This window comes from Thalassospira sp. TSL5-1, assembly GCF_001907695.1.
Taxonomy (GTDB): Bacteria; Pseudomonadota; Alphaproteobacteria; order Rhodospirillales; family Thalassospiraceae; genus Thalassospira.
In genome coordinates this window covers 278,679-295,540 of the sequence record NZ_KV880637.1, presented here as the reverse complement: position 1 = coordinate 295,540, position 16,862 = coordinate 278,679, and the positions used below count along the sequence as shown (strand labels likewise).

The window sequence follows — 16,862 nt, the reverse complement described above, 5'->3', positions numbered from 1 at the left end:
CCTTGTCGTCTGTTATTATGCGTCTATCTGGCCTTAGGAGTGGCCCGGCCTGCTTAGAACAGGCCAAACATCCGCCAATCACTCAGGACAGGCCCAGTATCTTCCGGTTGGTGGCGTCATCCACCCCGCTTCCGGCAAAATCGTCAAAGGCATGTTCCGTCACCCGGATGATATGATCGCGAATGAAGGCCGCCCCCTCGCGCGCGCCATCCTCGGGGTGTTTTAGGGCACATTCCCATTCCAGCACGGCCCAGCCATCAAAGCCCTGTGCCGTCAGTTTGGAAAAGATCGCCCCGAAATCAATCTGCCCGTCGCCGAGCGAGCGAAACCGACCGGCCCGCCCGACCCAGCCCTGATAACCGGAATAAACCCCCTGTTTGCCATTGGGGTTGAACTCCGCATCCTTGACGTGGAACATCCTGATACGGTCGGCATAAATATCGATGAAATCCAGATAATCGAGCATCTGAAGCTGAAAATGGCTGGGATCATACAGGATATTGCACCGCGTATGCCCCTTCAGCCGGTCCAGGAACATCTCGAAGGTGGCGCCATCAAATACATCCTCGCCAGGATGGATTTCATAACAGATATTCACCCCTGCCGCGTCGGCCTTGTCCAAAAGCGGGCGCCAGCGTTTGGCAAGTTCGTCAAAGGCAGCCTCGACCAACCCTGCCGGGCGTTGCGGCCAGGGGTAAATATAGGGCCAGGCCAGAGACCCGGTAAAAGACCCCATATTGCCAAGCCCCAGATTGGCCGATGCCGCAATGGCATGTTCGATCTGTTTGACCGCCCATTCCTGCCGTGCCTTGGGGTTTTTATGCACCGAAGGATGGGCAAAGCCATCAAACAGTTCATCATAGGCCGGATGCACCGCCACCAATTGGCCGTGCAAATGGGTGGCAAGCTCCGTTAAGGTCAAACCATGCCGAGCGAGGATACCGTGAATTTCATCGCAGTAATCCTTGCTGGTCGCCGCGCGTTCCAAATCAATCAGCCTGCTGTCCCAACTGGGAATTTGAACCCCCTTATAACCCAGCCCGGCTGCCCAGCGGGCGATGTTATCGAGGGTATTAAATGGCGCCTCATCCCCTGCAAACTGGGCAAGAAACAATGCCGGTCCTTTTAATGTTCGCGACATGGGACCTCCTTTATTTTTGGTGTGTTTTGCGAATGGCGCAGTATTTAACCGGCATCGTGTAACAGGGCACGGGCAGCATCCGGCCCCAGGGCTTCGGGCCGCTCACAGGTGGTTTCCAGTGTGATGAACTGGCCGGTTTCGCCCGAGCGCAAAATCGATGTCAGAACATCAATCACATGCAGGGCCAGATCCAACCCGCATCGCGCGGCACGCCCTTCAACAATTGCCATTGCCATATCCGCAAGGCCCGCCGTGCGATAATCGGCAACCTTACGACCATCGGGCAAGTCGCGATTGGCAATGCCAAACGGATGATCCCAACCCGTTGGACCCGTTACGAAATCGCCACTCTTTTCGCTGTGCGATACATCACCGGCAAAAAAGTTGGGATCGGGCACCAGCAATGTGCCGTTCGCGCCATAAAGCTCCATCGGGGCATGGCCGTTTTTCCATACATCCCAGCTTGCCCCCAGCGTCACAACGGCACCATTGGCAAATTCCAGCACCGCATGAAGAGTAGTCGGTGTTTCAACGGTAATTTTTTCGCCATTACGCGGCTGGCTGGTAATGGTGCGTTCGGGCGCAGGGGTGGCGGATATTGCCGCCACCCGTTTGACCGGACCAATCAATTGCACCAGATTGGTCACATAATAGGGACCCATATCCAGGATCGGCCCGCCACCCGGTTTAAAGAAAAAGTCCGGGTTGGGGTGCCAGTGTTCCATGCCGTGGCTCATGACATGGCAAGTGCCGCCCACAATATTGCCAACCACACCCTGATCAATCAAATGGCGGGCAAACTGGTGGGAGCCCCCCAAATAGGTATCAGGGGCGGAGCCCACCCGAAGGCCCCGGGCAGATGCCAGACGTGCCAGTTCCTGTCCCTGTGCCACATCCAGCACAAAGGGTTTTTCGGAATAAACATGTTTGCCCGCGTCAAGCGATTGGCGGGAAACCTCGTAATGGGCGGCAGGGATGGTCAGGTTCAGGATGATGTCAATGTCATCGCTGCCAAGCAGGCCATCGACCGTTTCGGCGCGCACGTCAAATTCATCGGCACGCGCACGGGCGGCATCGCGGTTAAGGTCCGCACAGGCGCGAATTTCGATCCCGCGAAAACGCGGTGCCTGTGTCAAATAGGACTGCGAAATATTGCCACAGCCCATAATACCAACGCCCAGGGTTTTGGTCATTACGCGCCCTCCTTAAAGCTGGTTGAAATTCTGAAGTGAACGACGGGCAAACCGCGCCAAATCGGCGGGTTTGTCATGCTCCATGACAAACAGTCTGGTCTGGCCCTGAGCCTTTAGGGCGGCGAGCAATTCGCCCCACTTCATCACCCCTTCGCCAACGTCGGCCCAGCCGTCTTCGTCTTTGCATTCGCCCTCCGGGGCGATATCCTTGACATGGGCGACCCAAATGCGCGGCCCAAAACGCTCGATCCAGGCAAACGGGTCCGCCCCGCCGCGCACGACCCAGGCCACATCCATTTCCCAGCCAATATCGGGCGCATGTTCCAAAATGATTTCCTGCGGGATGGTGCCATCGGCCAGGGCTTTAAATTCAAAATCATGGTTATGCCAGGCAAATTTAAATCCGGCAGAAGCGCATTTTTCGCCCACAGCTGCAAGACGATGGGCAAATTCCACCCAACCGGCCCGGTCCGCCGGGCGGGCATCGGGCAGCAAAAACGGGCAGATCATGGTTTTAACACCCAGAGTGGTCGCAATCCCGGTTGCCTTGGCAAAATCATTTTCCAGCATATCGATGGCAAAATGGCCGCTGGGCATGGACAGTCCGTTTTGGTCCATCAGGGCACGAAAGGCTTTGGGGTCTTCATACACACCGCCAAATCCTTCGATATTTTTATAACCCTGATCAGCCAACAGTTTTAAAACATCTTCCCAGGGCTGGAAGTTACGGGCACTAAAAAGCTGGAACGATACAGTCATCGTTTCGTCTCCTCTGATTACGATATATTTTTATGAAAACTTACAAACGGTCGCCGTTGGGATCGAAAACCGACGCCCGCGCGGGATCAAAACCGATACGGACCTGATCCCCGACCCGAAAGTCATGTTCGGAATCAATGCGGAAGGTGAATTCCTGTCCTTCAAACCGGGACCAGACCAGCGTATCGGCCCCCATCGGTTCAATCACTTCAATCGGGACACTGGCACTAAAGGGCAGTTTTTCTGCCGCCTCACCACTTGCAACATGTTCAGGGCGTACCCCAAAGGTCACAGGTCCGGCCTTGAAACCCTTGCTATCGAACGAATAGCCTGTCGCCGGAATAAACGTGGAGCCAATCATGAAGACCGGATGTTCACCTTCAACAAGCTCTACCTTCAGGAAATTCATGCCGGGCGAGCCAATAAAACCGGCAACGAACCGGTTCGCCGGGCGGCTGTAAATGGTTTGCGGCGTATCAAGCTGCTGCAACACCCCACCTTTCATGATCGCAATACGATCCGCCAGGGTCATGGCCTCGATCTGGTCATGGGTGACGTAAATCATCGTGTTGGAAAGTTTCTGATGCAGCCGTTTGATTTCCACGCGCAGTTCGGCGCGCAGTTTGGCATCCAGGTTGGAAAGCGGTTCGTCGAACAAAAACACGTCGACATCGCGCACCAATGCCCGGCCAATGGCCACGCGCTGGCGCTGCCCACCGGAAAGTTCGGCCGGGCGGCGTTTTAACAACGGCTCAATCTGTAAAACTTCGGCGGCATGCGCCACCCGTTTGGCAATTTCCGACTTTGCCATACCTGAAACCTGAAGGCCAAATGACAGGTTCTTTTCCACCGTCATTTGCGGATACAGGGCATAGGACTGAAAAACCATGCCAATACCCCGGTCCTTGGGTTCCTCCCAGGTAACATTGCGCCCGGAAATCCAAACCTCGCCGTCCGATGCCTCCAGCAAACCGGCAATGACATTGAGCAATGTCGATTTGCCACAGCCAGACGGCCCCAGTAGCACCAGAAATTCTCCCTCCTGAATATCGATATTCAGGGTATCAATTACCGACAGGCTGCCGAAACTCAGCGAAAGATCGCGTATCGAAACACCATGCGTCATTGCCATTATCCCTTTACTGCGCCTGCGGCGATGCCTTTGACAAAGAACCGGCCGGAAAGAAAATAAATCGCCAGCGGCACGGCGGCTGTCAGGATGGTCGCTGCCATATTGACGTTGTATTCGCGCACCCCATACGAGGTCGTGACGATGTTATTAAGCTGCACGGTCATCGGCTGGTTATCGCGCCCGCCAAAAACCAGACCCAGCAGGTAATCGTTCCAGATCCCCGTGGTTTGCAAAATCACGGCAACAGCGGTGATCGGAACGGACATCGGCATCATGATGCGCAAAAAGATTTGCCAGAACCCGGCCCCATCAATGCGGGCCGCCTTGAACAATTCCTCGGGAAGCGAGGAAAAATAATTGCGGAAAATCAGCGTAATAATCGGCATGCCAAAAATGCAATGCACCATCACGATCCCGGCGAGCGAGCCGAAAATACCAATTTCGCGCTGAAACACGATCAACGGGTAAATCACCGCCTGAAACGGCACAAAGGCCCCCATTACCAAAATGCCAAACAGCACATTCGCCCCGCGATAGCGCCAAAATGACAGGGCATAACCATTCACAGCCCCCAACATGACCGAAATGATCACGCTGATCACGGTGATCTGGACGGAATTAACGAAGCCAGGGCTGATCCCCTCGCAGGTGACACCGGTGCAGGCAGTGCTCCAGGCTTTGATCCAGGCATCAAAGGTAATCGTGCTTGGCAGGGCAAACAGCTTGCCCAGCCGAACTTCATCAAGCGTTTTAAGCGACGTTACGATCATGACGTAAAGTGGCGTTAAAAAGAACGCAGCCGAGATTATCAGCAAGCCATACAGGCCATAGCGTGCAGGCGACATTTTTTTGGGTTTTCTGCCGCGCGCCACAGCATTTTCTTTCTGTGTCATGTTTCCTCCTAGGCACGCGCGCGGCGTACATATTCGTTATAAACCCACGGCCCCACCAGCAGCAGCACAGGCAACAGCATCATGGTTGCCGCCGCCATCGCGATGGCGACATTGCCGCGTTCGGTGAAATGATCGATGACAAACTTGGCAGGAACTTCGGTGGCAATGCCTGGCCCACCACCGGTTTGTGCTACCACCAGGTCATAAACCCGCACCACGCTGATGGCCTTCAGCACGACCGCCGTTACAATGACGGGGCGGATCATGGGAATGATGATGAAAATATAGGTCCGCCAAAGCGGAATACCGTCCACCCGTGCCGCCTTCCAAATCTCGCGGTCAATGCCGCGCAACCCGGCCAGCATCAGGCACATGATCAGGCCCGTCCCCTGCCAGACAGCGGCAATCACAACACCATAAATGGCGTATTCGGTGCTGGTTAGCGGGGCGAAATTGAAACTTTCCCATCCCAGATTGCGCACCACATTCTGAATGCCCAGTGCGGGGTCCATCATCCATTGCCAGATCAAACCGGTAACAACAAAGGACAGCGCATAGGGATAAAGGAAAATGGTGCGAAAAACGCCTTCCATGCGGATATTCCGGTCCAGCAGAACTGCCAGAATAAACCCGATCACCAGACAGAAGCCGATAAACAGCACCCCAAAAATAAGCAGATTGGAAACCGAAACCGTCCAGCGGTCGGTGGTCCAAAGCCGGATATATTGATCAAAACCGATGAAATCGAATTTCGGAAAATAACGGGACCGGGTAAAGGAAAGGGCAATCGAATAGGCGACACACAGAATGAAAACGCCCACCGCCGTGATCAGCATCGGAATGCTGGCAATCTTGGCAGACAAATTGGACCACATCCGGGTTTTGCGTTTCATGGCAAATCCTCAGTTCCAAAGCGATAATGTCAGATGAAAAGAACGGCCTGGCAGCCTTCAAGCGGCCAAACCGTTACCCGATACAGTCAGGAACCATCCTGCAAAATGTCGGCAAACTGGTTCTGAACATCTTCAATCGACATGGAAGGTGTGTTCCAGAACTGACTGACGAGATCCTGTATGCGCCCATCCGTGTCCGAAGACAGGATTGCGTTTTTGGGAAGCGCGATATTGGCATCGTCTTCCAACAGGGCCAGCCCCTTTTGCATGCAGGAATCGGCCGAAGCCATATCAACATCGCCGCGCACAGGTGTGGAACCCTTGGCGGTGTTGAACTTCACCTGTACATCAGGATCAAGCAGCATGGAGGCCAGACGAAGCTGTGCCGCCTCGATTTCCGGATCGCTTTGTTTGGGGAAAATGAAAACATCGCCGCCGGTGGTCAGAACCGGACTTTCAGAGGGACCGGGAACACAACCATAATCTTCCCCGGCCTTTTTCCCGGCCAGAACAAATTCACCCCGCGCCCAGTCACCCATTGCCTGGGCAGCAGCCTTACCACGGACAACAAGGCTGGTGGTATCGTTCCAGTTCCGACCGGCCGATCCCTCGTCGGTCAGTTCACGCAATTTACCAAAGGTTTCAAAAACCTTTGCCATATCTTTGCTTCTGGCAGCGTCTTCGTCGCGGTCAACATAAACCCTGTTCCACAGGTCCTTGCCACCAACACCCATAAACACATCATCAAAGGTCAGGTCTTCCTGCCAACCCTGCCCGCCCACGGCCAGCGGGATATATCCGGCCGCACGGATTTTATCGGCCTGATCAATCACATCCTGCCAGTTTTTCGGCTCTGGCAGACCAACTTCCTTGTAAATGGCCTTGTTGGTCCACAACCACTGATCAGAATGAATATTAATGGGGATACAATAAAGTTTGCCGTCAACTTCGCACGGATCCAAAATGCTTTTCGGGCGAATGACATCGCGCCATTTTTCTTTTTCCGCCAGATCAGTCAGATCCAGCAGCATCCCGGCCTCGGCCAGTTCTTCAAACTGGCGGGAATTGTTAAATTGTGCGGCCTGTGGGGCATCGCCACCCAAAATGCGCTGCATCACCACTGCGCGGGCCTGTTCACCCCCGGCAATGGCGGAATCGCGCCAATGATCCTTGCCGTTTGCATCAAATTCCTTTGCCAGTAAGGAAACTGCCGCCTGTTCGCCACCGGATGTCCACCAGTGAATAACTTCCAAATCTGCGGCCTGGGCCGTAAATGCGCTCGAACACATCAGTGCCGAGGCCAAAAGTGCAATTCTTGACGTTTTCATTTTTTCCTCCCGATGACGAAATCATCGATGTGCCGACACACGACAATTTCCCTGATCGATGTAATCGATTACATTATTGATATTATGTGTTACGCTGTTTATGTAATCGATTACATTATCGATGGACTGATTACCGTGAACTGTCAAGTTTTTTTCAACTCAAGGCTGCTGCCATGAGACATTCGGGGGGACAAAAATGACTGAGAAAAAGGGGAATATCCCCCGAATTCAAGATGTTGCCAAAATGGCCAATGTCTCAACCGCAACCGTCAGCCGGGTTCTTTCCTTTCCCGACCGGGTGTCGGAGGCAACCCGCGAAGTGGTCCTGCAAGCCATTGAAAAAACAGGATATACCATTAATCACAGTGCAAGAAACCTGCGCAAAGGCGGCACCGGGGCCATCCTTGTTTTGCTGCCGAATCTGGCAAACAGCTTTTTTTCCCGGGTGTTAAAGGGGATTGAGGCCGTTGCCTCCGGGCATGGCTTTAACATTCTGATTGCCGATTCCCAGTTTCCGCCAATTGACGAAACCACCTTTGGCAATCTGTTCAACACCAATCGCATCGACGGGGCGATCATACTCGATGGGAATATCCCGAAATCCTACTTTAAGCGCGCAACACGGCAAAAACCGGAACTTGTTTTTGCCTGCGAATGGATTTCCGACTGCGCGGTAGCAACATTCCACATTGATAATCTGGCGGGTGCCATGATGGCGACGGACCATCTGGTTGCCCTGGGCCATCGCAAAATCGGCCATGTGACCGGGCCAACAAACAATATCCTGGCCCAACACCGGCTGGAGGGTTTTAATCAATCACTGACAAAGCACAACCTGCCCTGCCCCCGGAACTGGAAAATAGCTGGCGATTTCACCATTGAAAGCGGGGTGAAGGCGGCACGGCACTGGCTGGAATTGCCGGCAGATAACCGGCCAACCGCGCTATTTTGTGCCAGCGATGAAATGGCATTTGGCCTGATTTCCGAATTGCATCAAAACGGCATCAAAGTGCCGGACGATTTATCGATCATCGGGTTTGACGATGTCGAATTTGCCGCCCATAGCATCCCGGCGCTGACCACCATTCATCAGCCCCGCCGGCGGATCGGCGAAGCAGCCGCACGCGCCCTGATCCATAAAATCCGCGATGGCGATGCGCCCATGCCGCCCCAGCCGGTTTTTGACCTTGAACTGGTTTTAAGGGCCAGCACCGCACCGCTTCACCACGGCTGATTTTTAACTTCAGGGTTTGCCCTGCCATTCGTCATAAACCGCACGGGCCGCCTGTTCCTGCTCGCGGGTGGATTTGGCCCGGTCGGATGCAAAAATTTCAAACCGGATACCGTTAGGGTCGCGGATGAAAAGACGCCGCGTTTTGCCATCATCCTCGTTGTGATAGACAACACGGTGTTGAAACAAGTGGTTTTGCCAGGCAATCACGTCCTGCGGGGTCTCACAACGCAGGCCAATATGGAACACGTCATTTGGCATGTCCTTGTCATCAGGATAGGGGCCAGTATCGGCGGGCCAATCAAAAAAGGACAGGCGCGTGCCATCAGGCAAGGCAAAGGTAATTAACAGATAATCGCTTTTCCAGGATGGGCTATAACCGCTTTCGGCATGAACCAGTTTTGCGTTTAAAACCCGGGAATAAAAGTCGTCCGTTGCGGCAAGGTCGCGCGCGGGAAAGGCCAAGTGATCGACGCTGACAGGTGCGGGCATGGGCGCCTCCTCTTTTGTCGCTTGGTATTTTAGGGTCAGAGCCCTAATCACCTTAGGATTTAGGCACAGAATTGTGCCAATCAAGTGGCCAAAACTCAATTCCGGCGCGAAAAATCCTTTTGGCAGAAGCACTTTTGCCTCTTGCAGCCAAAAGGACATCCCAAACAAACATCATTCCCACGATCCTGACGGGATGATTTTAAAGGCAAGTTTCATCAAACCGAAACCTGGCAGTTGCGATTGAGGGATTTCAACATAAATTCAATGAATTATAATACGCATCCAGGTATGCCCCGGATATTTGCATACCTTTGCGCCATTCCCTGAAAGATTGGGAACATGGCGATTATGTTGACCACTACGCCCCCCGCTGCTATTGGGTCGCGGCACAGTTGATTGCGGCAGTAATTCCCGCTTGTAACTATCGTAAACGCCTTGGCGTGCACCGGGCTTGAACGCCAAAGCTGACTGGAAACGTTTCGGACAAAATAAACGTTTTCCGCATTGTATTTCGGCCTCTGTCAACAGGGCCCTGGGTCAAGGAACGAGAAGACGATGCTGCATACGCCCTATTACCTGATTGATAAGGCCAAACTTCTGCGCAACATGGAAAAAATCGCCTATGTGCGCGAACATTCCGGCGCGAAGGCGCTGCTGGCCCTTAAATGTTTTGCCACCTGGTCGGTGTTTGATTTCATGGCCGATTACATGGATGGCACCACATCGTCCTCGCTTTACGAAGTCAAACTGGGCCGCGAGAAATTTGGCAAGGAAACCCACGCCTATAGCGTTGCCTATAGCGACGGGGAAATTGCCGACGTCATCGAAAATGCTGACAAGATCATTTTCAATTCCATCAGCCAGCTTAACCGTTTTGCCGATCAGGCATCGGGGATCGTTCGTGGCCTGCGCCTGAACCCCATGATCAGCTCGTCCAGCTTTGATCTGGCGGATCCGGCACGTCCGTTTTCGCGCCTGGGCGAATGGGATGTCGCCAAGGTCGAGGCCGTGATGGACAAAATTTCGGGCTTCATGATTCACAATAACTGTGAAAATGCCGATTTTGACCTGTTTGATAACATGCTGGGCGATATTGAAACCAAATTTGGCAGCCTGCTTTCGCGGGTGGAGTGGGTCAGCCTGGGCGGCGGCATTCATTTTACCGGTAAAAACTATCCTCTGGATAAATTCTGCGCCCGATTGAAGGAATTTTCGGAAAAATTCGGCGTGCAGGTTTATCTCGAACCGGGCGAAGCCTCGATCACGAAAAGCACAACCCTTGAGGTCAGTGTGCTTGATACGCTGTTTAATGGCAAAAACCTTGCCATCGTCGATAGCTCGATCGAGGCCCATATGCTCGATTTGCTGATTTACCGGGAAAATGCGAAAGTAAGCCCCAATACGGGCGAGCATGAATACATGATCTGTGGCAAATCCTGCCTGGCGGGTGATGTATTTGGCGAATTTCGCTTTGAAAACAAAATCGAAATCGGCGACCGCATCTCGATACAGGATGCTGCCGGTTACACGATGGTCAAGAAGAACTGGTTTAACGGGGTTGGCATGCCCTCGATCGCCATTCGCGAACTTGACGGGACCGAACGCCTTGTTCGGGAATTTGACTTCAACGACTACGTTTCCAGCCTGTCCTAAGGCAGGTCGCACAGGTTTCATCTATTTTACAAAGGGAGTTTTTGGCCTGAAATGAAGAAAAACGTTCTCATCATCGGTGCCGGTGGCGTGGCCCAGGTCGTGGCCCACAAATGCGCACAGAACAACGACGTCCTTGGTGATATCCATATTGCTTCGCGAACGGTTGCGAAGTGCCAGGCGATCATTGACTCCGTCCACGCCAAAAAGAACCTTAAAAATGCGGATGGCGTCCTGAAAGGCCATGCGCTTGATGCCACCAATGTTGATGCAACGGCAGCCCTGATCCGCGAGACCGGCAGCCAGATCGTTATCAATGTCGGTTCCGCCTTTATCAATATGCCGGTGATGTCGGCCTGTATCGCCACTGGCGCGGCCTATCTTGACACTGCCATTCACGAAGAACAGGACAAGATTTGCGAAACGCCGCCTTGGTATGCCAACTATGAATGGAAACGCCGCGAAGAATGCGAAAAAGCGGGCGTAACGGCCATTCTGGGTGCCGGTTTTGACCCGGGTGTGGTCAATGCCTATGCCAAACTGGCTGTTGAAGACTATTTCGACAAAATCGAGTCCATCGATATCATCGATATCAATGCCGGAAGCCACGGCAAATATTTCGCGACCAATTTTGACCCGGAAATCAATTTCCGCGAATTTACCGGTACGGTTTATTCCTGGCAGAACAGCCAGTGGCAATCGAACAAGATGTTCGAGGTCAAGAAAATCTGGGACATGCCGGTGGTTGGCGAAAGCCAGACCTTCATGACCGGCCATGACGAGGTTCATTCCCTCTCGCAGAATCTGAATGTTCCCAATGTCCGTTTCTGGATGGGCTTTGGCGACCATTACATCAATGTTTTCACCGTGCTGAACAATATCGGCCTGCTGTCGGAAAAGCCGGTCCTGACGGCCGAAGGCCAGGAAGTGGTGCCGCTGAAGGTTGTTAAGGCCTGCCTGCCGGACCCAAGCTCGCTGGCACCCAATTATACCGGCAAAACCTGCATTGGCGACCTTGTCAAAGGCACCAAGGATGGCAAGGAAACCGAAGTTCTGATTTACAACGTGGCGGACCACAAAGAAGCCTATGAAGAAGTCGGAAGCCAGGGCATTTCCTATACCGCCGGTGTGCCGCCGGTGGCCGCTGCCATGCTGATTGCATCGGGTGAATGGGATGTGAAGAAGATGGCCAATATCGAGGAACTGCCGGCAAAGCCGTTCCTGCATCTTTTGAACCATATGGGTCTTCCGACCCGCATCAAGGATGCCAATGGCGACCGCGACCTTGATTTCGCAAGCTGACCACAGCAGACGCGACATTTAATGATCGAAAAACGGCGGGCAGGTTCCGCCGTTTTTTATATCGCTTTAACATATCGGGCACAAAACTAAGCTGACATCAGCCTGAAGCGCAAACGCCCCGCCATTCAGCCAACTGTCAGATAACCGCGTCACATTGTCCTTGTTCACACCTCATTGTTTTCAAGGAAACCCGCAATGTTGAAAATTCTCGCCGCTGTTGTTGCCCTTTCCACTTATGGTTTTTTGCCCACCCTTGCCTCGGCTGAAGAAGTTAGCTGTAACGCCCCCAAGGATCAGTGGCAAAAGCCCGAAGCCCTGCAAACCATGCTGGAAGCCAAGGGCTGGAAGGTCAAACGCATCAAGACCGAAGATGGCTGTTACGAAGTATATGCCCTGGATGACAAGGGCGAGCGCGTTGAAACCTTTTTTGACCCGGCATCGCTTGAAGCCGTCAACAAAAAAGACGGGGACTGATCATGGCTGCCACCGTAAAGGTTTGGGACCCGCTCGTGCGCATTTTTCACTGGAGCCTGGTGACATCTTTTGCGGTGGCATGGCTGAGTGCGGACGAAATAAAAAACCTGCATGAAATTGCCGGTTATTGCGCCGCCGCCCTAATTGGCTTTCGTTTGATCTGGGGGTTTATCGGCCCCCATTATGCGCGCTTTGGCCAGTTTGTGCATGGCCCGGATAAAACCCTTAAATATCTGCGCGATATTCCTTCGGGCAGGGCAGAACGCTATCTGGGGCATAATCCCGCTGGTGGGGCCATGATTTTGGCCCTTCTGGCCTGCATGGCGCTACTGGCGACCACCGGTTACATGCAAACCACCGATGCCTTCTGGGGGGTCGCCTGGGTGCAGGATGCCCACGAAATTCTGGCAAACACACTTTTGGCCCTGGTGATTGCCCATCTCGCCGGGGTGGTGATGGCCAGTTACCATCATCGCGAAAATCTGGTGCGCGCCATGATTACTGGCAAAAAACGCTTTGGCACCAGCAGCGACATTCGCTAATCGCGGGTTTCAAACCAGCCCTTTCATCTTATTCCCCCATCCCCGAACTTCACCGGCGGCACGTTCCGCCGGTTTTTCTTTGCCAAAAAGGAAACCGGGAGGACTCACTTAATATGACTCAGCACCGCCAGGCTTTCATACCGTTTGATATAGGGACGCACCAACACGCGGTCGACAAAGGCAGCATATTCCTCCATATCCGCCACCTGAACCCGCAAAACAATGTCATGCGCCCCGGTCACATGGTCGCACTGCACAATTTCGGGTGTTTTTTCCAGTTCCGCCCGCAACAGATTATACCGGTCAGGCCGGTCACTGTTTAATGTCAGCAGGACAATCACGGTCATGCGTTTGCCAAACACCCTTGGGTCCACCACCGCAATGTCGCGTTCAATCACACCGGTTTCACGCAAACGCTGCACGCGCCGCAAACAGGCCGCCGCCGACAACCCCACTTTCCCGGCAAGTTCGCTGCCGGTCAACCGGGCATTTTCCTGTAATAATGCCAGTATCTTGCGATCAAACTGATCAAGTACCGCCACAACAAACACTCCCAACACATCATACTCATACGGCTTAAAATCCGTTTTCAGACAATGGCCTAGGACCCCTGCAAAAAGAAATCGTTTTTCGACAAATTTTGCGAAAACACCGCAAGATTGGTCCAACTTTGCGACCCGTTCGAGCGGCCAAAATTCTAGTCTGCATCAGGTTCGGAAATGCTCCGATCCTTCATTAGCAAACTGGGAGCCATCGCCATGTCAGGATATATGCCAACCCATATTGATCATGTAACCCGTCATGCCCGCCACCCGTCCCGCACGGGGCAGGAACTGATAACGGGCATTCTGGCGTGGTTCCCTTTTTTGGGGCACCACTGGCGCCAGAAACGGAAAATTGCCCGCGACACGGCCTTTTTAAAGCATGCGCCTGCCGACCTGCTTGATGATATTGGCCTTGCCCGCGAACATATCGATGTCGCCTGCAAAACAGGAGATTGCCCGCCTGTTTGAAATGCCAAACGTACAAAAAGCAGGCACCCAACCCCCAAATAAAAAGAGAACCAGCATCCCCCGATACTGGTCCTCTCGCCCTGTTTGCGGGCTCTCCCCGATCATATGAGCGCAATGATGACAGAGACAAAGTTCTAAATCGCCAAATACTGGTCCCTTAAATCGGGATCATCGAGCACTTCCTGTGACGTGCCATCAAACACCACCTGGCCGCTATCCATAATAATGGCGCGATCCGCCAGCTTCAGGGCGGCAATGGCATTTTGCTCGACAATGATGGTGGTAATGCCGAGTTGCTTCACATTTTGCAGCGTTTTTTCAATTTCCTGCACAATCACTGGCGCCAACCCTTCATAGGGTTCGTCCAACAGCAAAATTTTGATGTCCCGCGCCAATGCCCGGCCAATCGCCAGCATTTGCTGCTCTCCGCCTGAAAGGGTAATGGCTTCTTGCAAACGACGTTCACCGAGACGCGGAAACAGCTCGTAAATGCGCTGTATGCTCCAACCATGTGGCGGAGCAATTTGCGCCAGTTCCAGGTTTTGTTCCACCGTCAAACCGGGAATGATGCTGCGATCCTCGGGGACCAGTTGCAGGCCAAGGCGCGCGGCCTGCCAGGCTTTCATATCGTGCAGGGGCTGATGATCCAGCCAGATTTCCCCGTGTTTCAGCTCCGGGTCGGCCATGCGGGCAAGGGTGCGCAGGGTGGATGTTTTCCCTGCCCCGTTGCGCCCCAACAGGGCAACAATTTCGCCCTCGCGAATGTCAAAGCTCACCCCCTGCACAATATAGCTTTCGCCGTAATAGGCATGAACATCCCAGACCGAGAAAAACGCCGGAGACGACCCGCGGGCAGGAACCGGCTTGGTTTTTGGCACCTGTGCATTCATAGGGTTTCTCCTCCGAGATAGGCTTCCTTGACCTTGGGATCGTTGCGCACTTCTTCGGGCGTGCCTTCGGCAATGATCGCCCCCTGTGCCAGAACACTAATGCGGTCGGCCAGGCTGAACACGACGTGCATGTCATGTTCGATGATGATCTTGGTCATGCCGCGCTGCTTGATGCGTTGCAAAAGCTCGATCGTGCGGTTGGTATCATGGCGCGACATGCCTGCCGTCGGTTCATCAAGCAAAAACAGTTTCGGGCTCTGGATCAGGCACATGGCAAGTTCCAGACGGCGTTTATCGCCGCGTGACATCGACCCGGCAATTTTATCGCGATCTGCAATCAGGCCGACATCTTCCAGAATATGTTCTGCCTGCTCACGGATTTTGCGTTCGCCAAACAGGCTTTTGAAAATGCCGCATTCAAATTGCCCGTCCCGTTTGGCAAAGGCCGGGATCATGACATTTTGCAGCAGGCTTAAATCCGGGAAAATCTCGGGTGTTTGAAAAACACGCGCCACCCCCAATTGGTTAATTTCGTGGGGCTGTTTGCCGGTTAACACCTGATCACCCAGCAACACCCGGCCCCGGCTGGGGGTTAGCCTGCCAACAATCACATTCAAAAAGGTCGATTTTCCTGCCCCGTTCGGACCAATAATGGCATGAACGGTGCCTTCCTCGATCCGAAGATTAATGTCGGTCAGGGCCTGCAAACCACCGAAGTGTTTATTGACGTCGGTAACATCAAGAATGACATTGCCCATTGATCACGCCTCCTCGGTGGAATGATGTTTGTCAGAAGACGCCCCGTCGGCGGGTTTTTGCCCGCGTTCGCGGATCATGCGGCTGATTTTGCCATAACCTTCCATCAAACCACCGGGCAGGAAGATCACGATCAGCATAAAGACGATGCCCAGCAACAGGTGCCAGCCATCGCCGACAAACGGGCTGATGATGGCGGTTAAAATATTATTTAGCCAGTCGGGCAGAAACGAAAAGGTATTGTGCAAAACGGTATCATTGAAAGCCGAGAAAATGTTTTCAAGATACTTGATGATACCAGCCCCCAAGAGCGGCCCAATCAGCGTGCCCGCCCCGCCAAAGATCGTCATCAGCACAACTTCGCCCGAAGCCGTCCATTGCATGCGTTCGGCCCCTGCCAGCGGGTCGGTCATCGCCAGAAGCGAACCTGCCAACCCCGCATACATGCCCGAAATGATAAAGGCCGTAAGCAGATAGGGCCGCGTGTTATAACCGGTATAGGACATGCGCGTCTGGTTGGATTTGATGGCACGCAGCTTCATGCCAAACGGGGAATGGAAAATGCGCAGCGAGATGAAAAACGAAATGATCAAAATCACCGCGCAAATATAAAACCCGGTATATCCCGTACCTTCCAACCCGAACAGGTTGGTGGATGGCAGGCCCGAATTTGCCTCGATCCCGGCCATACGGTCCAGCACACGCGGATCCGCCTGTGCGAGTTGCAAGCCGGTTTCCCCGTTGGTAATCGGGGTTAAAACCGAATAAGCCAGATTATAGGACATCTGGGCAAAGGCCAGGGTCAGGATCGAAAAATAAATACCCGAGCGGCGCAGCGAGACAAAACCAATCAACCAGGCAAACAACCCGGATAGAACAATGGCAAAAATGATCGCCGGCACCACATTCATCGACAACAGCTTGAACGACCAAACGGCTGTATATGACCCCACCCCCAAAAAAGCGGCATGACCAAAGGAAAGATAACCAGTCAGGCCAAAAAGGATATTATAGCCAATGGCAAAGATGCCAAAAATCATGAATTTTTGCATGAGGTCGGGGTAAGCCGCCCCAAAGGGCTGTAACCAGAACGGCATGGTCAGAACAATCGCCGAGAGCACGACCATGTAAATCAGGTCCTGGCGCGGTGTTGCAATTTGCGTGTTTGACATG

Annotated in this window: 18 protein-coding genes; 6 read left to right on the top strand and 12 right to left on the bottom strand. The window is 53.4% G+C overall.

Annotation, left to right across the window (positions count from 1 at the left end; genetic code table 11):
• Positions 1–82: 82 nt before the first annotated feature.
• The 7 genes from LF95_RS01400 to LF95_RS01370 form a co-directional block, all read right to left on the bottom strand.
• The gene (locus tag LF95_RS01400) at positions 83–1,141 is read right to left on the bottom strand and encodes a sugar phosphate isomerase/epimerase family protein (RefSeq protein ID WP_073953343.1); all 1,059 of its coding nucleotides are present in this window, start codon (positions 1,139–1,141) and stop codon (positions 83–85) included.
• 44 nt (positions 1,142–1,185) lie between these two features.
• The gene (locus tag LF95_RS01395; protein WP_073953342.1) at positions 1,186–2,334 is read right to left on the bottom strand and encodes a Gfo/Idh/MocA family protein; all 1,149 of its coding nucleotides are present in this window, start codon (positions 2,332–2,334) and stop codon (positions 1,186–1,188) included.
• A 12-nt stretch (positions 2,335–2,346) separates the two neighbouring features.
• The gene (locus LF95_RS01390) at positions 2,347–3,093 is read right to left on the bottom strand and encodes a sugar phosphate isomerase/epimerase family protein (protein ID WP_073953341.1); all 747 of its coding nucleotides are present in this window, start codon (positions 3,091–3,093) and stop codon (positions 2,347–2,349) included.
• 40 nt (positions 3,094–3,133) lie between these two features.
• Complete coding sequence (locus LF95_RS01385; protein WP_083607582.1) at positions 3,134–4,219, bottom strand: ABC transporter ATP-binding protein; 1,086 nt, start codon at positions 4,217–4,219, stop codon at positions 3,134–3,136.
• Positions 4,220–4,224: 5 nt separating this feature from the next.
• Positions 4,225–5,118, bottom strand: a complete 894-nt coding sequence (locus LF95_RS01380) for a carbohydrate ABC transporter permease (RefSeq protein ID WP_073953339.1) — start codon at positions 5,116–5,118, stop codon at positions 4,225–4,227.
• Positions 5,119–5,126: 8 nt separating this feature from the next.
• Positions 5,127–6,011: a carbohydrate ABC transporter permease gene (locus LF95_RS01375; RefSeq protein WP_073953338.1), complete on the bottom strand. Its 885-nt coding sequence runs from the start codon at positions 6,009–6,011 to the stop codon at positions 5,127–5,129.
• An 86-nt stretch (positions 6,012–6,097) separates the two neighbouring features.
• Positions 6,098–7,339, bottom strand: coding sequence for an ABC transporter substrate-binding protein (locus tag LF95_RS01370; protein WP_073953337.1), 1,242 nt, complete (start codon positions 7,337–7,339; stop codon positions 6,098–6,100).
• A gap of 196 nt (positions 7,340–7,535) precedes the next feature.
• Here LF95_RS01370 and LF95_RS01365 point away from each other — a divergent pair, with 196 nt between their 5' ends.
• Positions 7,536–8,573: a LacI family DNA-binding transcriptional regulator gene (locus LF95_RS01365; RefSeq protein ID WP_073953336.1), complete on the top strand. Its 1,038-nt coding sequence runs from the start codon at positions 7,536–7,538 to the stop codon at positions 8,571–8,573.
• 9 nt (positions 8,574–8,582) lie between these two features.
• Here the strand turns inward: LF95_RS01365 and LF95_RS01360 are convergent, their stop codons facing one another.
• Positions 8,583–9,062: a VOC family protein gene (locus tag LF95_RS01360; protein WP_073954755.1), complete on the bottom strand. Its 480-nt coding sequence runs from the start codon at positions 9,060–9,062 to the stop codon at positions 8,583–8,585.
• Positions 9,063–9,617: 555 nt separating this feature from the next.
• Here LF95_RS01360 and LF95_RS01355 point away from each other — a divergent pair.
• From LF95_RS01355 to LF95_RS01340, 4 genes are all read left to right on the top strand, one after another.
• Positions 9,618–10,715 (top strand): carboxynorspermidine decarboxylase, encoded by a 1,098-nt coding sequence (locus LF95_RS01355; protein ID WP_073953335.1) that lies wholly within the window; start codon positions 9,618–9,620, stop codon positions 10,713–10,715.
• A 51-nt stretch (positions 10,716–10,766) separates the two neighbouring features.
• Entirely contained in the window at positions 10,767–12,014 is a 1,248-nt protein-coding gene (locus LF95_RS01350) for a saccharopine dehydrogenase family protein (protein ID WP_073953334.1), read from the top strand.
• Between the two features lie 195 nt (positions 12,015–12,209).
• Positions 12,210–12,488, top strand: a complete 279-nt coding sequence (locus LF95_RS01345) for a PepSY domain-containing protein (RefSeq protein ID WP_073953333.1) — start codon at positions 12,210–12,212, stop codon at positions 12,486–12,488.
• Between the two features lie 2 nt (positions 12,489–12,490).
• Entirely contained in the window at positions 12,491–13,030 is a 540-nt protein-coding gene (locus LF95_RS01340; protein WP_073953332.1) for a cytochrome b/b6 domain-containing protein, read from the top strand.
• A gap of 104 nt (positions 13,031–13,134) precedes the next feature.
• Here LF95_RS01340 and LF95_RS01335 read toward each other — a convergent pair whose 3' ends face one another.
• Positions 13,135–13,572 (bottom strand): Lrp/AsnC family transcriptional regulator, encoded by a 438-nt coding sequence (locus LF95_RS01335; protein ID WP_252509619.1) that lies wholly within the window; start codon positions 13,570–13,572, stop codon positions 13,135–13,137.
• Between the two features lie 216 nt (positions 13,573–13,788).
• On the opposite strand from LF95_RS01335, the gene LF95_RS01330 reads away from it, so the two are divergent.
• Entirely contained in the window at positions 13,789–14,043 is a 255-nt protein-coding gene (locus LF95_RS01330; protein ID WP_143181911.1) for a hypothetical protein, read from the top strand.
• 134 nt (positions 14,044–14,177) lie between these two features.
• On the opposite strand, the gene LF95_RS01325 is transcribed toward LF95_RS01330, so the two are convergent.
• From LF95_RS01325 to LF95_RS01315, 3 genes are read right to left on the bottom strand one after another with little or no spacing between them, the layout of a single operon-like run.
• Positions 14,178–14,933, bottom strand: coding sequence for an ABC transporter ATP-binding protein (locus tag LF95_RS01325; RefSeq protein WP_073953330.1), 756 nt, complete (start codon positions 14,931–14,933; stop codon positions 14,178–14,180).
• Positions 14,930–15,691, bottom strand: a complete 762-nt coding sequence (locus tag LF95_RS01320; RefSeq protein WP_073953329.1) for an ABC transporter ATP-binding protein — start codon at positions 15,689–15,691, stop codon at positions 14,930–14,932. The genes LF95_RS01325 and LF95_RS01320 overlap by 4 nt, the downstream gene beginning before the upstream one ends.
• Positions 15,692–15,694: 3 nt before the next feature.
• The gene (locus tag LF95_RS01315; protein WP_073953328.1) at positions 15,695–16,861 is read right to left on the bottom strand and encodes a branched-chain amino acid ABC transporter permease; all 1,167 of its coding nucleotides are present in this window, start codon (positions 16,859–16,861) and stop codon (positions 15,695–15,697) included.
• Position 16,862 lies beyond the last annotated feature (1 nt).